Annotated in this window: 22 protein-coding genes; 6 read left to right on the forward strand and 16 right to left on the reverse strand. The window is 57.9% G+C overall.

The window, feature by feature from the left end:
- Positions 1 to 7: 7 nt before the first annotated feature.
- Entirely contained in the window at positions 8 to 535 is a 528-nt protein-coding gene (gene rppH, locus AB5Z09_RS11405; RefSeq protein ID WP_005340421.1) for an RNA pyrophosphohydrolase, read from the reverse strand.
- 733 nt (positions 536 to 1,268) lie between these two features.
- Between rppH and mutH the strand changes: the two genes are divergently transcribed.
- Positions 1,269 to 1,943 carry a DNA mismatch repair endonuclease MutH gene (gene mutH / locus AB5Z09_RS11410; protein ID WP_042084339.1) on the forward strand — a complete coding sequence of 225 codons (675 nt, stop codon included), beginning with the start codon at positions 1,269 to 1,271 and terminating at the stop codon, positions 1,941 to 1,943.
- Positions 1,944 to 2,023: 80 nt separating this feature from the next.
- Complete coding sequence (locus tag AB5Z09_RS11415) at positions 2,024 to 2,347, forward strand: isoamylase early set domain-containing protein (RefSeq protein ID WP_005348910.1); 324 nt, start codon at positions 2,024 to 2,026, stop codon at positions 2,345 to 2,347.
- 108 nt (positions 2,348 to 2,455) lie between these two features.
- On the opposite strand, the gene rplS is transcribed toward AB5Z09_RS11415, so the two are convergent.
- The 5 genes from rplS to ffh form a co-directional block, all read right to left on the reverse strand.
- On the reverse strand, positions 2,456 to 2,803 hold the full coding sequence (gene rplS, locus AB5Z09_RS11420; protein WP_005313505.1) for a 50S ribosomal protein L19: 348 nt from the start codon (positions 2,801 to 2,803) through the stop codon (positions 2,456 to 2,458).
- A 32-nt stretch (positions 2,804 to 2,835) separates the two neighbouring features.
- Positions 2,836 to 3,585 carry a tRNA (guanosine(37)-N1)-methyltransferase TrmD gene (gene trmD / locus AB5Z09_RS11425; RefSeq protein WP_005340400.1) on the reverse strand — a complete coding sequence of 250 codons (750 nt, stop codon included), beginning with the start codon at positions 3,583 to 3,585 and terminating at the stop codon, positions 2,836 to 2,838.
- A 34-nt stretch (positions 3,586 to 3,619) separates the two neighbouring features.
- Entirely contained in the window at positions 3,620 to 4,141 is a 522-nt protein-coding gene (gene rimM / locus AB5Z09_RS11430; RefSeq protein WP_005340394.1) for a ribosome maturation factor RimM, read from the reverse strand.
- 24 nt (positions 4,142 to 4,165) lie between these two features.
- Positions 4,166 to 4,414, reverse strand: coding sequence for a 30S ribosomal protein S16 (gene rpsP / locus AB5Z09_RS11435; protein ID WP_005340392.1), 249 nt, complete (start codon positions 4,412 to 4,414; stop codon positions 4,166 to 4,168).
- A gap of 177 nt (positions 4,415 to 4,591) precedes the next feature.
- Positions 4,592 to 5,968 (reverse strand): signal recognition particle protein, encoded by a 1,377-nt coding sequence (ffh, locus tag AB5Z09_RS11440; protein ID WP_005340391.1) that lies wholly within the window; start codon positions 5,966 to 5,968, stop codon positions 4,592 to 4,594.
- Between the two features lie 202 nt (positions 5,969 to 6,170).
- Here ffh and ccsA point away from each other — a divergent pair, with 202 nt between their 5' ends.
- Positions 6,171 to 6,959 (forward strand): inner membrane protein YpjD, encoded by a 789-nt coding sequence (gene ccsA, locus AB5Z09_RS11445; protein ID WP_005340390.1) that lies wholly within the window; start codon positions 6,171 to 6,173, stop codon positions 6,957 to 6,959.
- A gap of 42 nt (positions 6,960 to 7,001) precedes the next feature.
- The gene (locus tag AB5Z09_RS11450; RefSeq protein ID WP_005348906.1) at positions 7,002 to 8,282 is read left to right on the forward strand and encodes an HlyC/CorC family transporter; all 1,281 of its coding nucleotides are present in this window, start codon (positions 7,002 to 7,004) and stop codon (positions 8,280 to 8,282) included.
- Between the two features lie 27 nt (positions 8,283 to 8,309).
- Here the strand turns inward: AB5Z09_RS11450 and AB5Z09_RS11455 are convergent, their stop codons facing one another.
- Entirely contained in the window at positions 8,310 to 8,780 is a 471-nt protein-coding gene (locus AB5Z09_RS11455; protein ID WP_103251359.1) for an Rrf2 family transcriptional regulator, read from the reverse strand.
- A 111-nt stretch (positions 8,781 to 8,891) separates the two neighbouring features.
- Between AB5Z09_RS11455 and hmpA the strand changes: the two genes are divergently transcribed.
- Positions 8,892 to 10,085, forward strand: a complete 1,194-nt coding sequence (hmpA, locus tag AB5Z09_RS11460; protein ID WP_368195335.1) for an NO-inducible flavohemoprotein — start codon at positions 8,892 to 8,894, stop codon at positions 10,083 to 10,085.
- Positions 10,086 to 10,184: 99 nt separating this feature from the next.
- Here the strand turns inward: hmpA and AB5Z09_RS11465 are convergent, their stop codons facing one another.
- From AB5Z09_RS11465 to AB5Z09_RS11490, 6 genes are all read right to left on the reverse strand, one after another.
- Positions 10,185 to 10,796 carry a tetratricopeptide repeat protein gene (locus AB5Z09_RS11465; protein WP_368195383.1) on the reverse strand — a complete coding sequence of 204 codons (612 nt, stop codon included), beginning with the start codon at positions 10,794 to 10,796 and terminating at the stop codon, positions 10,185 to 10,187.
- Positions 10,797 to 11,164: 368 nt separating this feature from the next.
- Entirely contained in the window at positions 11,165 to 12,100 is a 936-nt protein-coding gene (mdh, locus tag AB5Z09_RS11470; RefSeq protein WP_005340384.1) for a malate dehydrogenase, read from the reverse strand.
- Positions 12,101 to 12,321: 221 nt separating this feature from the next.
- The gene (gene artM / locus AB5Z09_RS11475; protein WP_005348902.1) at positions 12,322 to 12,984 is read right to left on the reverse strand and encodes an arginine ABC transporter permease ArtM; all 663 of its coding nucleotides are present in this window, start codon (positions 12,982 to 12,984) and stop codon (positions 12,322 to 12,324) included.
- 3 nt (positions 12,985 to 12,987) lie between these two features.
- A complete protein-coding gene (artQ, locus tag AB5Z09_RS11480; protein ID WP_110304044.1) occupies positions 12,988 to 13,638 on the reverse strand; it encodes an arginine ABC transporter permease ArtQ in 651 nt (216 codons plus the stop codon).
- 3 nt (positions 13,639 to 13,641) lie between these two features.
- The gene (locus AB5Z09_RS11485; protein ID WP_149153638.1) at positions 13,642 to 14,379 is read right to left on the reverse strand and encodes a transporter substrate-binding domain-containing protein; all 738 of its coding nucleotides are present in this window, start codon (positions 14,377 to 14,379) and stop codon (positions 13,642 to 13,644) included.
- 24 nt (positions 14,380 to 14,403) lie between these two features.
- Entirely contained in the window at positions 14,404 to 15,144 is a 741-nt protein-coding gene (locus AB5Z09_RS11490) for an ATP-binding cassette domain-containing protein (protein ID WP_368195336.1), read from the reverse strand.
- A 201-nt stretch (positions 15,145 to 15,345) separates the two neighbouring features.
- Between AB5Z09_RS11490 and argR the strand changes: the two genes are divergently transcribed.
- Positions 15,346 to 15,816 carry a transcriptional regulator ArgR gene (gene argR, locus AB5Z09_RS11495; RefSeq protein ID WP_005340378.1) on the forward strand — a complete coding sequence of 157 codons (471 nt, stop codon included), beginning with the start codon at positions 15,346 to 15,348 and terminating at the stop codon, positions 15,814 to 15,816.
- Between the two features lie 90 nt (positions 15,817 to 15,906).
- Here the strand turns inward: argR and AB5Z09_RS11500 are convergent, their stop codons facing one another.
- The 3 genes from AB5Z09_RS11500 to AB5Z09_RS11510 form a co-directional block, all read right to left on the reverse strand.
- Positions 15,907 to 16,812 (reverse strand): Dyp-type peroxidase, encoded by a 906-nt coding sequence (locus AB5Z09_RS11500; protein ID WP_320545424.1) that lies wholly within the window; start codon positions 16,810 to 16,812, stop codon positions 15,907 to 15,909.
- A 103-nt stretch (positions 16,813 to 16,915) separates the two neighbouring features.
- Complete coding sequence (locus AB5Z09_RS11505) at positions 16,916 to 17,950, reverse strand: ABC transporter ATP-binding protein (protein ID WP_368195337.1); 1,035 nt, start codon at positions 17,948 to 17,950, stop codon at positions 16,916 to 16,918.
- Positions 17,951 to 18,032: 82 nt separating this feature from the next.
- Positions 18,033 to 19,658 (reverse strand): ABC transporter permease, encoded by a 1,626-nt coding sequence (locus AB5Z09_RS11510; RefSeq protein ID WP_368195338.1) that lies wholly within the window; start codon positions 19,656 to 19,658, stop codon positions 18,033 to 18,035.
- Position 19,659 lies beyond the last annotated feature (1 nt).

Genomic DNA, 19,659 nt, shown 5'->3' on the forward strand with positions numbered 1-19,659 from the left:
GTGCTCCTTAACGGGCGCGGTTGCGCCGCCCATCCTTCTTGTTGACCTGCACTGCCGGCACCGGCATCGCCAGCGGGGCAAACTCTTTCATGACCCGGCGGTAAACCTCCCGCTTGAACGAGACGACCTGACGCACCGGATACCAGAAGCTGACCCAACGCCAGTCGTCAAATTCGGGATGGCCATGACAGCCGAACTGGATCCGCGACTCCTTGCCCGAATTCAGCTGTAACAGGAACCATTTTTGTTTTTGGCCAATACAGACCGGTGAACTGTCCCAGCGGACAAGACGTTTGGGTAAACGGTACTTTAGCCAGTTACGACTGGTGGCCATGATGGTCACATCTTCGGGCTTGAGGCCAATCTCCTCATACAGCTCTCGATACATGGCCTGCTCTGGCGTTTCACCATCATCAACCCCCCCCTGCGGAAACTGCCAGGAGTGCTGCCCATAGCGTTTAGCCCACAACACTTGTCCTTCACGGTTACAGATCACGATACCGACATTGGGACGAAATCCGTCGCCATCAATCACGTGATCACCTTATAAAGGCTGAATCTATAAGGAGATTGTTCCACATTCACTCCGTGGCAGCAAACAAGGAGTGAATCCCCTGTTTCATGAATAACTTTCGATTTCAAACATACTTATAAACAAATCCAAGGATCCGCGCCCCCAAGTTGCCCACCCAGGCTGTGCATAAAGCTGTTAGCAAACGGGTATATACAGTACTTTTTAACTGTACGCGAAAAGTGCCTCTCCGTATCACCACGCGACATAAAATATAAAAAATCATTATTTTTTATAAGCTTGAGATAAAACAACTGGATCTAGATCCATGTTCCACCAAGAGCCAGATCCATGATCCTGATTGTGAACAAGTTCAACTGCTCAAAGATCCACCGCGGCGAAATTATCCACAGGAGTGGCACAATATCTACCCCGTTTACCCTGTAAAAATGGGGTGGCATTCACAATTTTTTGTAACATATCAGCGACTCCACCCACTTTCATCCACTTATCCAAGATTTCTGTGGATAACTGTGTGTAACATCATGCACAAACCCTTGGACAACTATTTCGAGGTCAAACCAGACCTGGTTTACTGCTCGATAAAACAGACAAAACCCTTTAAAATCATCACGATGAGCTGATAGCCCCCAAATTCTCTGCATTTGATCTTATCCACTCAGGATCGGTTATAAAAACAGCGATCCTTCTCGGGATCCTCCCCTGTTAGAATATGGCGAGCAAGATGGAGCCAACTATGCCAAGCAATCCCCAATCCGAGCAGGAGTTATTGAGCCGCGCCTATGCCATGGCCGGCTTCACGCTGGCGCAGCTGGCCGCCGAGGCTGGCGTCGCTGTGCCCAAAGACCTGCGCCGTGACAAGGGGTGGGTCGGTCAGTTGATCGAGCTGCAACTGGGGGCCAGCGCCGGGAGCAAGCCAGAGCAGGACTTCCCGGAACTGGGGATCGAACTCAAGACGATCCCCGTGGATCCTCAAGGCAAACCGCTGGAGACCACCTTCGTCTGCGTTGCCCCGCTGATCGGCGTCAGCGGCCAGCGCTGGGAGGAGTCCAACGTGCGCAACAAGCTCTCCCGGGTGCTCTGGATCCCGGTGGAAGGCAGTCGCGAGATCCCGGTTGGCGAGCGGCGGGTCGGCATGCCGCTGATGTGGAGCCCGAATGAAGAGGAAGATCGACTACTGCGTCAGGACTGGGAGGAGCTGATGGACATGATAGTGCTGGGAGAAGTGGAGCAGATCAGCGCCCGCCACGGCCAGGTGATGCAACTGCGGCCCAAGGCGGCCAACAACAAGGCGCTGACTCGCGCCATCGGCCGCGATGGTCAACCCATCATGACCCTGCCCCGCGGCTTCTATCTCAAGATCGACTTTACCCACAGTTTGCTGCAACGCTATTTTGCCTTGCCGACTTGATCCGCCTTATCAACATCTTTGTCATATGGTGGTATAAAAATAGACAGGAGCCATTTTTAACTCACAGACAAGGAGGCGTCATGCCACTGATCAAACAGTTTTTGAAGTCCAAGCCCGAGGTCAAGGTGACCTTTGCCGTAGAGAAAGAGGCGGCTGCTGGGGCAGAACAGGTGATGCTGATCGGCGAGTTCACCCAGTGGCAACCGGTCGAGCTGAAACGCATGAAGAGCGGCGAGTTCAAAGCCACCCTCAATCTGCCGACCGACGGCCCGGGGTACTTTGAATATTGCTACCAGCTCATCACTCCGGCAGGGGAAACCCTCTACGAGAATGACTGGGCAGCGGATGACTATGTGCCAGGCCCCTTCGGGCGAGACAACTCGGTAGTTCGGGTCATCCAGTAACGGCTCCCAGATAGCCAATAGACGGATACAAAAAAGGCTCGCCATTGGCGAGCCTTTTCACTACCTGTCGAGCTATTTGCCGACATACCGACACCAATTCGAATCGAATTAGTTGAGCTTCTCTTTGATACGAGCAGCTTTGCCGGACAGGTTGCGCAGGTAGTACAGTTTGGCGCGGCGAACATCACCACGACGCTTCAGTTCTACACTGTGGATCAGCGGAGAGTGAGTCTGGAATACACGCTCAACACCTTCGCCGTTGGAGATCTTGCGAACGGTGAAAGCAGAGTGCAGACCGCGGTTACGCTTGGCAATAACGATGCCTTCGAAAGCCTGCAGACGCTCTTTACCACCTTCTTTAACACGAACTTGAACACGTACAGTGTCGCCCTGGGCAAAAGCCGGGATGTCGGTACGCAGTTGCTCTTGTTCAAGCTGCTGAATAATCTTGCTCATTGTCTTTCCTTACCTAGGATAAACTGAAAACTCTACTTAACGCTGTCACGCACTTCGCGGACATACTCGGCAAGAAGTGATTCTTGCTCGTCAGTCAGAGCTAGGTTGTTAATAAGTTCCGGCCTTCTTTGCCAGGTTCGTCCGAGCGACTGCTTGAGACGCCAGCGTCGAATCACTTCGTGATTGCCGCTTGTCAGCGCCTCGGGCACCGCCAATCCATCCAACACCTCCGGCCGAGTATAGTGGGGATGATCCAGCAAGCCATCCGTAAAGGAGTCTTGCTCGGCACTGGCCTGATCGCCCAAAACCCCGGGGACCAGACGCGAAACCGCATCGATCAGGGTCATGGCAGGCAACTCGCCACCACTTAACACGTAATCCCCGATAGACCACTCTTCGTCGACTTCGGTTTGTATCACGCGTTCATCGATACCTTCGTATCGACCGGCTACCAGAATCAGTTTCTGATTCGTCGCCAACTCGGTTACGCCCGCTTGAGTCAGCTTGCGTCCCTGAGGAGAGAGATAGATGACTTTCGCCCCGTCTCCCGCTGCTTGCTTGGCTGCATGAATCGCGTCACGCAGCGGCTGAACCATCATTAACATGCCAGGCCCACCACCATAAGGACGATCATCGACCGTACGGTGTTTGTCGTGGGTAAACTCCCGGGGGTTCCAGCACTCAATCTGCAGCAGGCCACTCTTGACGGCCCGACCCGTTACCCCGTGCTCGGTAATGGCTCGGAACATTTCAGGGAAGAGGCTAATAACCCCAATCCACATAAGAAACCTCCGGCACCCGTGTTAGCGCGGGAAACTAGAAACCAGGATCCCAATCAACTTCGATTGTTCGAGCAGTCAGATCAATATTCTTGATCACCTGCTCTTCCAGGAACGGAATCAACCGCTCCTTTGCACCAAAGGCATCTTTTACATTGGCCTCAACCACCAACACATCGTTGGAGCCGGTTTCCATCAATTCGGTCACCTTGCCCAGGTCGTATCCCTTGGTGGTCACCACGGAGCAACCAATCAGGTCACGCCAGTAGAACTCACCTTCAGGCAACGCAGGCAACAGATCGGCGGGTACGCCAATCTCGACATTGGTCAATGCCAGGGCATCTTCGCGCACATCGATACCATCGAGTTTGCAGATCAGACCCTTGTTGTGACGTTTCCAGGATGAAACCCGAATTTCACGCCACGCCCCGTTCTGATTAATCAGCCAGGGGTTGTAATCGAAAATCGCTTCGGCAACATCGGTGAAGGAGTTCACTTTAAGCCAGCCCTTGATGCCATAAACGGTACCCAGGGTGCCCAGAACTACAGGTTTTTCCACCTTAACTCCTTACCGTTGGGCTGATTAAGCAGCTTTTTTAGCGTCTTTGATCAGCTTGGCAACGCGGTCAGAAACAGCGGCACCAGTAGCAACCCAATGCTCGATACGAGCCAGGTCCAGGTTCAGCTTTTCAGCTTGACCAGCAGCAACCGGGTTGAAGAAACCAACGCGCTCGATGAAGCGACCGTCACGGGCGCAACGGCTGTCAGAAACTACTACCTGGTAGAACGGACGCTTTTTCGCGCCACCACGTTGTAAACGAATGGTTACCATATCGTCCTCATTAACATCTAATGAACAAGGCCCGCAAACACGCGGACCCTAGCTTAAAATAAGCCGCGTAATTCTACTTGGATTCGTAATAATTGCAACCAAGCCAGCCATTTTTTGCGCAGAGCGGCAATGAAAAGGGGCCTGCCACTGCAGACCCCCATCAACACGCAGGCCGGATCAGAACGGGCCGCGACCGCCACCGAACCCGGGGGGCATCATGTTCTTCATCTGGCTCATCATTTTGCGCATGCCGCCCTTGCCGGACATTTTCTTCATCATGCGCTGCATCTCGGTGAACTGCTTGAGCAGCTTGTTCACGTCCTGCACCTGCATGCCGGAGCCTGCGGCGATACGGCGTTTGCGGGAACCCTTGATGAGATCAGGATGAGCGCGCTCCTTGGGCGTCATGGAGCTGATGATGGCCTCCATCCGCACGGTGAGCTTGTCATCCATCTGATCTTTAACGTTATCCGGCAGCCCGGACATGCCGGGCAGCTTGTCGAGCATCCCCATCATGCCGCCCATGTTGCGCATCTGGGCCAGCTGCTCGCGGAAATCTTCCAGATCGAAGCCTTTGCCACTCTTGACCTTGCTAGCCAGCTTGGCCGCTTTCTCTTTATCGACGTTGCGCTCGACTTCCTCGATCAGAGAGAGCACATCGCCCATACCGAGGATACGGGAGGCGAGACGATCCGGGTGGAACGGCTCCAGCGCATCGGTCTTTTCACCCATACCGATAAACTTGACCGGCTTGCCGGTGATGTGACGCACCGACAGAGCAGCACCACCACGGGCATCGCCGTCCGCCTTGGTAAGGATGACACCGGTGAGCGGCAGCGCTTCGTTGAACGCCTTGGCGGTGTTGGCGGCATCCTGACCTGTCATGGCATCCACCACGAACAGGGTCTCGACCGGCTTGATGGTGGCATGCAGATCCTGGATCTCGGCCATCATCTCGCTATCAACGTGCAGACGACCGGCGGTATCGACGATCACCACGTCATAGAATTTCTTGCGCGCCTGATCGATGGCGGCGGTGGCGATGTCGACCGGCTTCTGGCTGGCATCGCTGGGGAAGAAGTCGACACCGATGTCGCTGGCCAGGGTCTCCAGCTGCTTGATCGCTGCTGGGCGATAAACGTCGGCACTGACTACCAGCACCTTCTTCTTGCTGCGCTCTTTGAGCAGCTTGGCCAGTTTGCCAACTGTGGTGGTCTTACCGGCCCCCTGCAGACCGGCCATCAGGATGATGGCAGGCGGCTGGGCAGCCAGGTTGAGCTGTTCGTTGGCCTCCCCCATTACGGTGACCAGTTCACCGTGCACAATCTTGATGAATGCCTGGCCCGGGCTCAGGGATTTGGCCACTTCCTGCCCGACTGCGCGCTCTTTGACACGCGCCACGAAATCACGCACGACCGGCAGGGCGACATCCGCCTCGAGCAGCGCCATGCGGACTTCACGCAGGGTTTCCTTGATATTGTCTTCGGTCAGGCGACCACGGCCACTGACATTGCGCAAGGTGCGCGAGAGTCGTTCAGTCAAATTCTCAAACATGACGGATTCCGGTTCTTGGCGTAATAAATTGGGGGCATTATAACCCAGAGCGGGCGCGAGGACGATTATTCACCGCACCGCAGCAGCAGGGAGCTTCTCCCTATATATGGGCAGATCGGCCGCTGCACAACTGGCGAGCACTTCTCGTGCAAGGTATACTGCCCCTCTTACCCTCAAAAGCTTGTGCAACAACGACCTGGTTATGATCGTAATCTCTGTTCTGGCCCTGGCGTTTTATCTGCTGGCCATCATCGCCTCCCTGCATCTGTTACTGAGCGCCAAGCCGGTGGGACAGCGCTCCCTGTTTGCCTGTATCGGATTGGCCCTGATCGCCCACGCCAGTGCCCTCGGTTCAGAGGTATTGCAGAGTTACGGCCAGAACCTGAGCATGCTCAACGTTGCCTCGCTGGTCAGCCTCATCATCAGTTGCTTCATGACTTGCGTAACCCGCCGCTTCAACGGCTGGATCCTGCTGCCGGTGGTCTACAGCTTCTCGGCCCTGTTGCTGGCTGCCAGCGCCTTGATCCCGGGTCGCTACATAACCCATCTGGAGGCCCACCCCCAGCTGTTGCTGCACATCGGCCTCGCCCTGATGGCCTACTCGGTATTGATGATCGCCTGTCTGTTTGCGCTGCAGCTCGCCTGTCTGGACAAGCAGCTTAAATCTCGAAAAATCAGCAACCTGCCAGCCATGCCGCCACTGATGACAGTGGAGAAACGGCTGTTTCAGTTGATCTCTGCAGGGGTGCTGCTACTGACACTCTCCATCGCTTCCGGCCTCTTCTTCCTCGAAGATATGTTCGCCCAGGGCAAGTCTCACAAGGCAGTGCTCTCCATCCTGGCATGGTGTGTCTACGTGTTGCTGCTGTGGGGTCATCACACCTATGGCTGGCGCGGCCGCAAAGTCATCACGCTCAGTCTGATCGGCAGCTTCATCCTGACTCTTGCCTACTTTGGCAGTCGCTTCGTCAAAGAAGTGCTGTTGAGCTGACACCTATACTCTTTTAGCCATACCATCCAACAGGAGCCCTTTTTGGACAGCATCTCAACGAGTACATTACTGATTGTTCTCGTTATCTTGATCCTTCTTTCCGCCTTTTTCTCCAGTGCCGAAACCGGCCTGATGTCCATCAACCGCTACAAACTGCGGCATCTGGCACAGACCAAACACAAAGCCGCACGTCGCGTCGAACAACTGCTCGCCCGCCCCGATCGCCTGCTGGGGCTGATCCTGATCGGCAACAATCTGGTCAATATCCTCGCCTCCGCCATCGCCACCATCGTCTGTATCCGGCTGTTTGGTGATCTCGGGGTCGCCATCGCCACCTTCGGCCTGACCCTGGTAGTGCTGGTATTCGGTGAAGTGACCCCCAAGACCCTGGCAGCCATGTTTCCGGAGAAGATCGCCTATCCCGCCTCCTGGATCCTCAAGGGGCTGATGGTGCCGCTCTCGCCGCTGGTCTGGCTGATCAACGGCATCACCAGCGGCCTGCTCAAGATGCTGAAGATCAATCCTAACAAGGATGACTCCCTCAACACCGAGGAACTGCGCACCATCGTCAATGAGGCGGGTAACCTGATCCCCCAGCGTCATCAAGAGATGCTGCTGAGCATTCTGGATCTCGACAAGATGCTGGTCGAGGACATCATGGTGCCGCGCAGCGATATCTACGCCATCGACATCAACGATGACTGGAAGAGCATCCAGCGCCAGCTGGCCCACTGCGCTCACACCAAGATCCTGCTCTATCGCGACAATATCGACGACGTTGTCGGCTTTTTGCACGCGCGCGATGCCCTGCGGCTGGTAGCCAGGGACCAGTTCAACAAATCGAGTCTGTTGCGGGAAGTGGACGAGATCTACTTCATTCCGGAAGGAACGCCGCTCAACGTGCAGCTGGCCAAGTTCCAGCGCAACAAGGAGCGAATTGGCCTGATCGTCGACGAATACGGCGACATTCAGGGGTTGATCACCCTGGACGATATTCTGGAAGAGATCGTCGGCGACTTCACCACCTCCATGACGCCAGCGCCGAGCGACGAGATCCACCCCCAGTCAGATGGTTCTTATCTGGTCGAAGGCTCAGCCAATATTCGTGAGCTGAACAAGGAGATGAACTGGCACCTGCCCATCGACGGCCCTCGTACCCTCAACGGCCTGATCCTCGAATATCTGGAGGAGATCCCCCAGCCCAACATCGGGATCCGGTTGGCCGGTTATCCTATCGAGATCCTCGATGTGGAGAACAACATGGTGAAGATGGCGCGGATCATGCCGGCATCGTACCGGGCGGAGTCGGATTCACAAGATTGAAAAAGGGCTGCCAGTGGCAGCCCTTTTCTATTGCTCATCGTCATCATCCGGCTCCAGCACCAGCGTCGGGATCAACTCGCCAAACACCCGTTGCAGCTCGTCACGGTTGGCCAGCAGGTCTTGCAGCGTATAGCTGTCCATCACCGCCAGAAACGCATCCATCGCCTCTTTCAGCGCACTCTTGAGCAGACAGACAGAGACGATGTGACAAGCGGGCGAACCGCAGTCAATGCCGTCCAGATTGCCTTCCAGCGACCTGATCACCTGCCCGATGTTGATGGTGGCGGGATCGCAAGCCATACGAATACCGCCATTCTTGCCCCGCTGGGATTGCAGATAGCCCAGCTTCACCAGCTGATTGACCACCTTCACCATGTGGTTGCGGGAAACGCCATACAGGGCCGATACCTTGGCAACGCTCGACAACTCCCCTTCCGGCAGGGTGGCAAGATAGAGCAGGGCTCTCAATCCGAAATCTGTATAACTGGTTAGTCTCATAAAACCTGATTAGCGCGATGCGAAAAGTGGAGTATTGATTCAAATCAAATAAACATCTAGGATGCCACTTATTAAATGACATTTTATATGTTCAATTAGAACGAGGCCCCTATGCTAGATCAAACCACCGTTGCCGTCATCAAAAGCACCATTCCGCTGCTCGAATCGGCAGGCCCTGCCCTCACCCAGCACTTCTACCAGCGGATGTTCAGCCATAACCCGGAGCTGAAAGATATCTTCAACCTGGCCCACCAACGCAGTGGCGGCCAGCCGCTGGCCCTGTTCAATGCAGTCGCCGCGTATGCAAAGAATATCGACAATCTGGGAGCGCTCGCCGGTGCGGTCGAGCGGATTGCGCACAAACATACCGGATTCCTGATCCAGCCGGAACAATATCACATTGTAGGTAGTCATCTCTTGGCCACGCTCAAAGAATTGGGCGGAAGTGCGGTCACCGACGAGGTGCTGGAGGCATGGGGCAAGGCGTATGGCGTGCTGGCCGACATCTTCATCGGCCGCGAGCAGGAGATCTATCAGGAGAAGGCCAATCAGGATGGCGGCTGGCAAGGTACCCGCACCTTCATCATCAAGGAGAAGCGAGCCGAGAGCGACCTCATCACCTCCTTCCTGCTGGCGCCGGAAGATGGCAAGCCGGTACTGACCTTCAAACCGGGCCAATACCTCAGCATCAAGCTGGTTCACCCCGAGCTGGAATATCAGGAGATCCGCCAATACTCCCTCTCCGATGCTCCCAACGGGCAGGATTACCGCATCAGCGTCAAGCGTGAGCCGCAGGGTCAGGTCTCCAACCTGCTGCACGATCACCTGCAGGCGGGTGACAAGATCGAGGTGATGCCCCCTACCGGCGATTTCTACCTGAAAGCCGACAGCCAGACCCCGGTGGTACTGCTCTCAGCCGGTGTCGGCGTGACGCCGATGATGAGCATGCTCAACCAGCTGCTGGCGAACGGCCATCAGGCTGATGTCACCTGGCTGCACGCCTGCGAACAGGGCGCTGTACACGCCTTCCGGGAGGATATTCAGCAAAAATCCCGCCAGCATCCCAACTTGCTGAGCCGGATCTGGTATCGGGAACCGGAGGCCAGTGATGTGCAGGGTCAAGATTACGATCAGTCCGGTACCATGGATCTGGCCGCAGTGAAGGAGCGCATCACGCCAGAGGCCCACTACTACTTCTGTGGCCCTGTCGGCTTCATGCAAGAGATCAAGCGGCAGCTGCTGGCGGCTGGAGTGCCAGTCGGGCAGCTCCATTACGAAGTTTTTGGCCCCCACCAAGATCTCTAAGGCGCGGGAAGCCATATAACAGAGGAAGGTTCCGGCCTGTCATGGCACGGCGGCTGGAACCGGACCCACAGGTGCAGATCTGTGGGTCATTTTTTTGGATCAGTGCATCGCCTTGGCGCGGGCCACCACGTTGGCCGGCATCCTGTTGCCAAGACGGTTGAGCAGAGTCGCCGCCTTCTGGTGCAGCGCCTTGTCACCTATGACGGAGCCATGGAGCCAGCGATAGGCGTCCTCATAATCAAGCGGACTGCCCATCCCCTGCAACAGCATCTCGACCCACTCGATGCGAGCCCGCAGAAAACCGAGGCTGGCTGCCTCGCGCATCAGGGTCTCGGCTCGCACCAAATCCTTCTGCACCAAAGTTCCTTTCCAGTAGTAGCGGCCCAGTTGCTCCAGCGCCGGAGCCAACCCCTGATTGGCCGCCTCCCACATATATTGCACCCCGATCTCGGCATTGGGTTTGGTACAGACACCCCACGCCAGCATATCCCCCCAGAGGAATTGATAGGCCGGGATCTTCATCACCGAGGCGCGCGCTTCGATATCCTGAGTCAGCTGACAGCGATCCTGCTTCACCTGAGTGAGGTGGCGCCCCTGCTCAATCCAGTTGAGCAGCTCGTCCTGACGATAGAGCGGCACCGCCTGCAACTCGCCAGCGGCCAGAGGTGCGGGAGGCGCCACTACAGCGGCAGGCTCCGCCGGTTTTGGCAGCGGCGCGGCCCCCTCGCCACTGCTGGCAACGAGTGTGACCGGCTCGGTCGGGAGCAAGACGGGGACGGCCTCAGAGGGCGCTGGCGTAGCAGCAGAGACAGGGGCCGTTGACACCGCAGCACTGCTTGCTGTCGGTGCCGATGCACTTGCTGCAGGCGCATCGCTCGATACGGCAGCCGATACCGCCTCGGCACCATAGAGGGGCGCGGTGAATGCACCGACAAGAACGAGAAGGGTAAGGGGTTTCATCATAAGGATCTCCTGCTGCACTCTGTTATCGGCATCAAGCCCCATCCCCTTAGCCTGCCGGGCGGATCTCATCAATACAAAAGGGAGCCGAAGCTCCCTTGTTGGCACGGTTGACCCGCTTACTTGACGAAATCGACACCCAGCTGGATATCGGCTTTCAGGGTAGCCAGCATGCCTTCCATCGCTTCCTGCTCGAACGCGCTCAGCTTGCCGTAATCCAGTACGGTTTCGACGCCGTTCTTGCCCAGTAGTACCGGCTGCGCGAAGAAGGTGGCGTGCTCGCCGTTGCCTTCCACGTAGGCGCACTCAACAACGTTGGCTTCGCCCTGCAGACCCTTGATGAGGGAGAGACCGAAACGGCAAGCCGCCTGACCCATGGAGAGGGTCGCAGAACCACCACCGGCCTTGGCTTCTACCACTTCGGTACCGGCATTCTGGATGCGCTTGGTCATGGCAGCCACTTCTTCAGCAGTGAAGGAGGCACCTTCAATCTGGGAGAGCAGCGGCAGAATGGTGACGCCACTGTGACCACCGATCACATTGACGCGAACCTTGTCGATGTTCAGCCCTTTGGCAGCGGCCACGAAGGTCTCGGCGCGGATCACATCCAGGGTGGTGACACCGAACAGGCGACGCTTGTCATAGACACCGGCTTTCTTCAGCACTTCGGCGGCGATAGCCACAGTGGTGTTGACCGGGTTGGTGATGATGCCGATCAGTGCTTTCGGGCAAGTGGCCGCGCACTTCTCGACCAGATTCTTGACGATACCGGCGTTGATATTGAACAGGTCGGAGCGATCCATCCCCGGCTTGCGTGCCACACCGGCGGAAATCAGCACCACATCGGCCCCAACCAGCGCAGGAGTCGGATCTTCACCGCAGAAGCCCTTGATGGCGACGTCGGTAGGAATATGACTGAGGTCAACGGCCACACCCGGAGTAACCGGGGCGATGTCATACAGGCTCAGCTCGGAGCCAGCCGGCAGACGGTTTTTCAACAGCAGAGCGAGGGCTTGACCGATGCCACCAGCGGCACCCAGAACGGCAACTTTCATGATCAACTCCATGTTTAAGCGTAGGTTTAAGGTTGTTTGTTGTTGTGCGCCCAACCTTAATGGATCCCCCCATAAAAAACAATCTGATAACAGTTGCAGTCACGGGTTCTGTGAGCCACGAAACATGCGGGAGCAAAAATTGGAGGGAAATACAAAAAGTTGGAGGAGAAGCACAGTTTTTCTGCACTTCTCCTTACCATAAAGAGGTAGATTTGAAGGTCTCAGGATTGGAATGCCAGCGCCCGTTTTTCACACCAGCGAAAACCAATTGTTAACAATCCGTTCATCGCCAGATAAAGCCCACCAGCCACCCCGAACACCGCCAGGGTATCGTAGGTCTGGGCATTCAGCCCCTGCGCCAGCCCCATGATATCCATGATGGTGATGGTACTGGCAAGGGAGCTCCCCTTGAGCACCAGGATCACCTCGTTGGAGTAGGCAGGCACCAGATGACGGGCGGCGTGGCGCACCTTCATCCACAAGGTCTGGCGGCCGTTAAAGCCAAGCGCACGACACGCCTCTACTTCACCGGCCGGGATGGCATCGAGCGCCCCCTTGAACAACCGGGTGGAGTAGGCCGCCGTGTTGAGCCCCAGCGCCAACACGGCGCAGAACCAGGGCTGCTTGAGCAGCGGCCAGAGCGGGCTGGCTTTCAGCCACTCGAACTGGCCCGGCCCGTAGTAAATCAGGAAGATCTGAATGAGCAGCGGCGTACCGGTAAAGAGCAGCACCCACAGCTGCACCAGCTGGGTCGCCACCGGCAGGCGCAGCTCCAGCACCCAGGTCATCAGGGCTGCCAACACAATCCCCAGCAGCAGGCTGAACAGGGTCAGCTCCAGCGTGGTGACAAGACCGCCCAGCAACGTAACGAGATACTCTTGCATCAGTTAGCCTCCGTAGCGGCGGGTGTAGCGGGCAGCCAGCCCGAGGCCGTACTCGCTCACCAGACTGATGGCCAGATAGATGAGGGCCGCGGCGGCATACCAGGTGAACGGCTCATAGGTACTGGCCGAGGCCATCTGGGCCTGACGCATCATCTCGTTCACCCCGATAAGCGACACCAGCGCGGTATCTTTCAGCAATACCAACCACTGGTTGCCGAGACCCGGCAAGGCATGACGCCACGCCTGAGGCAACACGATGCGAAAGAAGATGTGGCTCTTGTTCAAACCCAGCGCCAGCGCCGCCAGCCGTTGACCTGAAGGCACCGCATTGAGCGCCGCCCTCAGGGTCTGGGTCGCATAGCTGGCAAACAGCAGGGAGAGCGCCAGCACGCCACAGGCGAACGGACTGAACTCCACATACTCGCCAGTGATGAGGAACAGCACCTGGGTCGAGCCGAAGTAGATGAACAGCACCACCAGCAACTCGGGCAGGCCACGGATCAGCGTGGTCAGGGTGGCCACCGGCCACACCAGCGCACGCTGCTTGCTGAGCTCGGCGGCACTGAACGCCAGTGCCAATACCATGCCCCCGACCAGTGATGCCAAGGCCAGCCCGAGGGTCATCCAGGCTGCATCCAACAACAGGCTTAACATGGCTTACTGCGCGAAGTATTTGTCGAAGATTTTCTGATAGGTGCCGTTGGCCTTGATCTCGGCCAGCCCCTTGTTCAGCTGGGTCAGCAGCTCCTGATTGCCCTTGGCGACCGCGATGCCAAAGCCGGTACCGAAGTACTTGGCATCGGTCACCGGCGCCCCCACCACCGCATACTCCTTGTGCTGCTTCAGCCAGTCGGCAGCAACGGCGGTATCAGCAAACACACCGTCGGTACGGCCATTCATCATGTCGAGGAAGGCGCTCTGGTAGCTGGCATAAGGAACGGTCAGCAGACCCTTGCTCACCCAATTATCCACCAGATAGGACTGGTGAGAGGTGCCGTTCTGCACGCCGACTGTCTTGTCGACCATCTCTTCCGGCCCCTTGAAGGCACCTTTCTTGGCGACGAATACTGCTGAGTTCTCGTAGTAGATGTCGGAGAAATCGACCTGAGCGGCCCGCTCCGGGGTCACGTCCATGGCGGCGATGGCTGCATCATAGCGACGGAATTTCAGGCTGGGGATCAGGCTGTCAAAGGCCTGGTTATGGAAGCTGCACTCCAGCTTGGCCTGCTCGCAGATGGCGCGCGCCAGATCGATGTCAAAACCCTGAAACTCGTTCTTGTCATCCAGGTATTCGAACGGTGCGTAGGTGGCCTCGGTGGCGAACTTGATCTCTTTGGCCAGTACGGAGGTACTCAACAGGCCCATGGCAGCAACCAACAACAGACTCTTTTTCATGACAGCTTCCTTATCGATTCAATATCAATGCATCAAGAATTCGGCAAACCGGCTGGTTTGCGGGGATTGGAAAATGGCAGCGGTGCCGGATTCGATGATCCGCCCCTTCTCCAGATAAATCACCTGGCTGGCTACCTTGCGGGCAAAGTCGACCTCGTGGGTCACCACCACCTGGGTAATACCGGTCTGGCTCAGGTTGCGGATGATCTCGGCCACCTCCTTGGTGATCTCGGGATCGAGGGCGGCGGTAGGCTCGTCAAACAGCAGCACTTCCGGATCCATCATCAGGGTACGGGCAATAGCCACCCGCTGCTGCTGACCGCCGGAGAGACGGGCAGGCCAGGCATCGCGCTTGTCGGCCAGTTGCAGCTGGGCCAGCAGGTAGGCCCCCTTCTCGATGGCGGCCTCCTTGCTCATGCCGAGCACCTTGATCGGCGCTTCAATCAGATTCTCCATCACAGTGAGATGTGGCCAGAGATTGTACTGCTGGAATACCATCCCCACCTTGCGACGCAGCAGTTGGGACTGGCGGTTGAATTCGGCAGCAGAGAGGGCGTTCGGGAAAGAAAATTCACTTTCGCCAATCCGCAGAACACCCGCATCCGGGGTATCCAGCAGGTTCATCATCCGTAGCAGGGAACTCTTGCCAGCACCACTCGGGCCCAGCAACACCAAGGTTTCACCGGGGGATGTCCGAAAGCTGACCTGTTGCAGAACCGGCACCTTGTGCCAGGACTTCTCGATACCTATTAATTCAATACCCATACAGCCCAATTGAATAAGTTTTCAAAATTTCATCCCGATTCTATCCCTAATAAAGGTTGATGCAAGCCATTTTTGAATCAATATGCAGAACAAGCGCCGCTTCCTTGCAAAAAACGGCATATGAATGCAAAATGGCCCCGCTGTTCGTATCTGCCGCCTGTATCGCACAGGCCGCCACACCTCCTCATTCGTGAGACCAAGATGAAACACAACGACAAGCAAGAAAAACTGGCCAAGGCCTTTAAAGCCTTGCTGAAAGAAGAGCGCTTTGGCTCCCAGGCAGAAATCGTCACCGCCCTGCAAGAGCTGGGCTTCGAGAACATCAACCAGTCCAAGGTATCGCGCATGCTGAGCCGCTTCGGCGCCGTTCGCACTCGCAATGCCAAGATGGAGATGGTCTACTGCCTGCCGGTGGAACTGGGCGTGCCCACCACCTCCAGCCCGCTCAAGAATCTGGTACTGGACGTCGATCACAACGGCGCACTGGTGGTGATCCACACCAGCCCGGGCGCTGCCCAGCTGATCGCCCGCCTGCTCGACTCCCTTGGTAAGGCAGAGGGGATCCTCGGTACCATCGCCGGTGATGACACCATCTTCATCACCCCGACCAGCGACACCGATATCGAAGAGCTCTACCTCTCCGCCCTCGAGCTGTTCGAACAGACGCCGTAATGGCCGCCACCGCGTCATAGCGGTCACGCCAGAACGAAAAATCCCGGCCAAGGCCGGGATTTTTGTTTTCTGCAGCTTCGTCAGGCGGGCTTATTTACCCTGCGCCATCAAAAAACTTTCAGATGGAGCGAAGAAAGCCGCGCCGGTCACCGCCTTGGTGAAGCGCAGAAGGTGGTCGAAGTGGCTGCCCTCCCCCTTGTACATGCTGGCCAGCATGGCGTTGAAGTGCTGCGGAGTGCGGCAGCAGGAGATGAAGTAGAGCCCCTGCTCAGTCATGGTGCCCCAGGGCATGCTCTGGCGCAGGATCTCCATGGACTCCCCTTTCGGCGTCTTGAGATTGACCCGCTTGATGTGGGCGGTCAGCGGTTTGGCGGCAGATTCATACTCGATGTTGTCGGGCTTGGTGCGACCGATAATGTCTTCCTGCTCTTTTTGCGCCAGCTTCTCCCAGTCGCTCATGGCGTGGACCCAGCGCTGGACATGAATGTAGGAGCCACCGGCAAACTCGCCTTCCGCCAGCAGCGCCACTTCGGCACGGTGTTCATCCTGCGGGTTCTCGGTGCCGTCAACGAAACCGGTCAGGTCACGGAAATCCAGATTGCGGAAACCGCGCACCTCTTCGGCCAGCTCGACCAGTCCGGCCAGCAGTGCCATCACTCGGTGACCGGCGTGGTGCAGCACATCCACCCGATCGGCGCGCAGCTGAATAAAGAGATCAAACGGGGTGTTGGGGGCCTCCTGACCGTTGGCGGATTGCGCCATAAAGCTGCGGAACTGGGGCGGACGGGCGGCAGGGTAGAGACCATCCCAGGCGTCGGCGCCAACAGCAACCAGACCGCTGAAACCGGCATCAGGGAAATCGGCGGCGACCGCCTGCCACAAGGCGGGCAGTTTGGCCAGACGGCCGACCAGTTCGGCGGCATCGCCGGTACGATTGAACATCAGATAGAGGGCGTGCAGATTCGGCTCTGCGCAGATCCCGGCTTGGGCTTTCATATATCTCTCCCCTGAATAGGCGTTAGCGTTACGGGCTATTTGCGTTGCGCGATTATAAACCAGAGTGAATCCAGTTCTTTGATTTCACGACGATATCACGCGTTCAGGGCAAAGGATCAAACAACACCAGCCCATGGGGGGCGACCTTGATCCGTGCCTGCATCCCATCAAGGGGCTCGCCAATGCTCGCCTCCAGCTGCAGATCGCCACACTCGAACAGCACCCGGCAGTGGTGACCGAGGAACTGCTGCTCCACCACCTTGAGCTCCCCATCTGCGGCGCTCTCCAGCAACAACTGCTGGGGTCTGAGCATCAGCTGCAACTGCTCGCCCACCACCCGGCCATGAGGCTCGCTGCCACAGATGACCCCGAGCGCCGTCTGCACGCAGTGGCTGTCCACCACCTCGGCAGCCAGATAGTTGACCCCGCCGAGAAACTCCGCCACGAAGCGATTTTGCGGGCGGCGATAGAGCTGCTCCGGCTGGCCCACCTGCTCGATATGACCGGCGCGAAACAGCGCCAGCCGATCGGCGAAGGCAAACGCCTCCTCCTTGCTGTGGCTGACGAAGATGGCGCCGATCCCCTGCTGCTTGAGCAGGGCGCGGATCTCGAGGATCAACTTCATCCGCACCTGGGTATCGATGTTGGAGAAGGGCTCATCCAGCAGCATCAGCCGCGGCTTGCACACCAGCGCCCGGGCGATAGCCACTCGCTGCTGCTGGCCACCGGAGAGCTGGTGCGGATAGCGATCCCCCAGCCCCTGCAGATTAACCAGCGCCAGCGCCTCGTCCACCTGCTGCTGGCGGGTGCGGCGATCGAGTTTGGTCAGGCCAAAGCCGACATTGTCGGCCACCGTCAGGTGGGGGAAGAGGGCGTAATCCTGAAAGATCATGCCGATGTTGCGCGCCTCGGGCGGCACGCTGGCACCGGGCCCGTCGAGTAGGGTATCGCCGAGGCGAATCGAGCCCTCAGCCAACGGCAGCAACCCGGCGATAGCCTTGAGCAGCGTGGTTTTGCCGCAACCACTGGCCCCCAGCAGGCAGACGATCTCGTTGTCTGCCACCGTCAGGGAGAGCTGCTCCAGCACATTGCGGCCGTTGTAACGGCAGCTGACATTTTCAACCTGCAAACAGGACAAGGCTGACTTCCTCTCGTTTCTGGCGGCGCGCTGCCTTTCGGTTCAGCACACCGCATGCAATTTCATTGACCGACGGAGCGACTCAGTGGCCCGGACTATCCAGACTGCGGTTGACCCAGATCAGCGGCAACAGTCCCACCAGCACGATAACAATGGCCCCCAGCGCGCCGCGCTCCAGCATCTCGTCCGAGACGAACTGGTAGACGTGGGTCGCCAGGGTATCGAAGTTGAACGGCCGCAGCAGCAGAGCGGCGGGCAGTTCCTTCATGGATTCGATGAATACCAGCATGGCACCGGCAAACAGACCACGGCGCACCAGCGGCAGATGGACCCGGCGCAGCATGCCGCCATCCCCTTGCCCAAGAGAGCGGGCAGCCATGTCGAGGCTGGGGGAGATCTTGCCCATGCTGCTCTCCACCGAGCCGATGGCGATGGCCACGAAGCGCACCAGATAACCGAACACGATGGCGGTGATGGTGCCGGTCAGCAGCAAGCCCGGGCCCTGACGCCCGAGCCACTCGGCCAGATCGTTGATGGCAAAGTCGAGGGCGGTGAGCGGCACCAGCACCCCGATGGCGAGCACGGTACCCGGCATGGCGTAACCCATGGCGGCGATGCGCAGGGGCAACAGACTCTTTATCCCGCCATCAAGACGACGGAAGAAGCCGAGCAGCAGGGCGATGCCCATCGCCAGCAGAGCAGTCAGCGCCGAGATGAGCAGACTGTTACCCGCAAAGCGGACAAACTCCGGCGTCCACGACAATTCGAAGTAGCGCACCCCGTAATCGAGCAGGATGACGAACGGCAGAGCGAAACCGGCCAGCACCAGCCCCCAGCACCAAAAAGCGGCCAGAGCGCGACTCATCCCCTTGAGCGGATAGCGCAGCGGCTGCTCATGACCCATCGACTTCTGGAACACCTGCTGCCGACTGCGCGAGCGCCGCTCCAGCGCGATCAGCAGCACCACAGCCAGCAACATCAGGCAGGAGAGTTTGGCCGCAGTGGCCAGACTGCCGTAACCGAGCCAGGTGTCGTAGACCGCGGTGGTCAGGGTGTTGATGGCAAAGAAGTGGACGGTGGCGAAATCGGCCAGCGTTTCCATGGCCACCAGCGATACCGCCACCATGATGGCGGGGCGCGCCAGCGGCAGACTGAGACGACGAAAGCTCTGCCAGGGGGTACAGCCGAGCAGGCGGCTTGAGTGGATCAGGCTGACTGACTGCTCGAGAAAAGAGGCGCGGGTCAGCAGATAGACATAGGGGAACAGCACCAGCGCCAGCACCCAGGCGGCGCCGCCAAGGGAGCGAACGGCCGGAAACCAGTAATCGGCCGGACTGTTCCAGCCAAAGAGTGCTCGCAATCCGGCCTGTAGCGGGCCCGAGTAATCGAGCAAGTCGGTATAGACGTAGGCGACGATATAGGAAGGCATCGCCATCGGCAGCATCAAGGCCCACTGCAAAGCGCGCCGCCCCGGCACCTGACACATGGCCACCAGCCAGGCGGTGGGCACGCCAAACAGCAGGCTGAGTAGCACCACGCCGACCACCAGCCCCAGGGTATTGGCCAGATAATCGAGCAGCACGGTATCGGCGAGGTGGCGAAACAGCTCCCCCTCAGCCGAAAAGGCAGAGAAAAGCAGGGCTATAACCGGTAAACCCAGCAGCAGGGCGATGGCCCAGCTGCCGATCATCCATCCAAAATTTTTCATG

Source organism: Aeromonas sp. R2-2 (assembly GCF_040908355.1).
GTDB lineage: Bacteria > Pseudomonadota > Gammaproteobacteria > Enterobacterales > Aeromonadaceae > Aeromonas > Aeromonas veronii.

Excerpts from the sequence above, each read along its gene's own strand:
- mutH (WP_042084339.1), top strand. The coding sequence starts at position 1,269 with ATGCCAAGCAATCCCCAATCCGAGCAGGAGTTATTGAGCCGCGCCTAT.
- AB5Z09_RS11415 (WP_005348910.1), top strand. The coding sequence starts at position 2,024 with ATGCCACTGATCAAACAGTTTTTGAAGTCCAAGCCCGAGGTCAAGGTG.
- rplS (WP_005313505.1), bottom strand. The coding sequence starts at position 2,803 with ATGAGCAAGATTATTCAGCAGCTTGAACAAGAGCAACTGCGTACCGAC.
- trmD (WP_005340400.1), bottom strand. The coding sequence starts at position 3,585 with ATGTGGATTGGGGTTATTAGCCTCTTCCCTGAAATGTTCCGAGCCATT.
- rpsP (WP_005340392.1), bottom strand. The coding sequence starts at position 4,414 with ATGGTAACCATTCGTTTACAACGTGGTGGCGCGAAAAAGCGTCCGTTC.
- ffh (WP_005340391.1), bottom strand. The coding sequence starts at position 5,968 with ATGTTTGAGAATTTGACTGAACGACTCTCGCGCACCTTGCGCAATGTC.
- ccsA (WP_005340390.1), top strand. The coding sequence starts at position 6,171 with ATGATCGTAATCTCTGTTCTGGCCCTGGCGTTTTATCTGCTGGCCATC.
- AB5Z09_RS11455 (WP_103251359.1), bottom strand. The coding sequence starts at position 8,780 with ATGAGACTAACCAGTTATACAGATTTCGGATTGAGAGCCCTGCTCTAT.
- hmpA (WP_368195335.1), top strand. The coding sequence starts at position 8,892 with ATGCTAGATCAAACCACCGTTGCCGTCATCAAAAGCACCATTCCGCTG.
- mdh (WP_005340384.1), bottom strand. The coding sequence starts at position 12,100 with ATGAAAGTTGCCGTTCTGGGTGCCGCTGGTGGCATCGGTCAAGCCCTC.
- artM (WP_005348902.1), bottom strand. The coding sequence starts at position 12,984 with ATGCAAGAGTATCTCGTTACGTTGCTGGGCGGTCTTGTCACCACGCTG.
- artQ (WP_110304044.1), bottom strand. The coding sequence starts at position 13,638 with ATGTTAAGCCTGTTGTTGGATGCAGCCTGGATGACCCTCGGGCTGGCC.
- AB5Z09_RS11485 (WP_149153638.1), bottom strand. The coding sequence starts at position 14,379 with ATGAAAAAGAGTCTGTTGTTGGTTGCTGCCATGGGCCTGTTGAGTACC.
- AB5Z09_RS11490 (WP_368195336.1), bottom strand. The coding sequence starts at position 15,144 with ATGGGTATTGAATTAATAGGTATCGAGAAGTCCTGGCACAAGGTGCCG.
- argR (WP_005340378.1), top strand. The coding sequence starts at position 15,346 with ATGAAACACAACGACAAGCAAGAAAAACTGGCCAAGGCCTTTAAAGCC.
- AB5Z09_RS11500 (WP_320545424.1), bottom strand. The coding sequence starts at position 16,812 with ATGAAAGCCCAAGCCGGGATCTGCGCAGAGCCGAATCTGCACGCCCTC.
- AB5Z09_RS11510 (WP_368195338.1), bottom strand. The coding sequence starts at position 19,658 with ATGAAAAATTTTGGATGGATGATCGGCAGCTGGGCCATCGCCCTGCTG.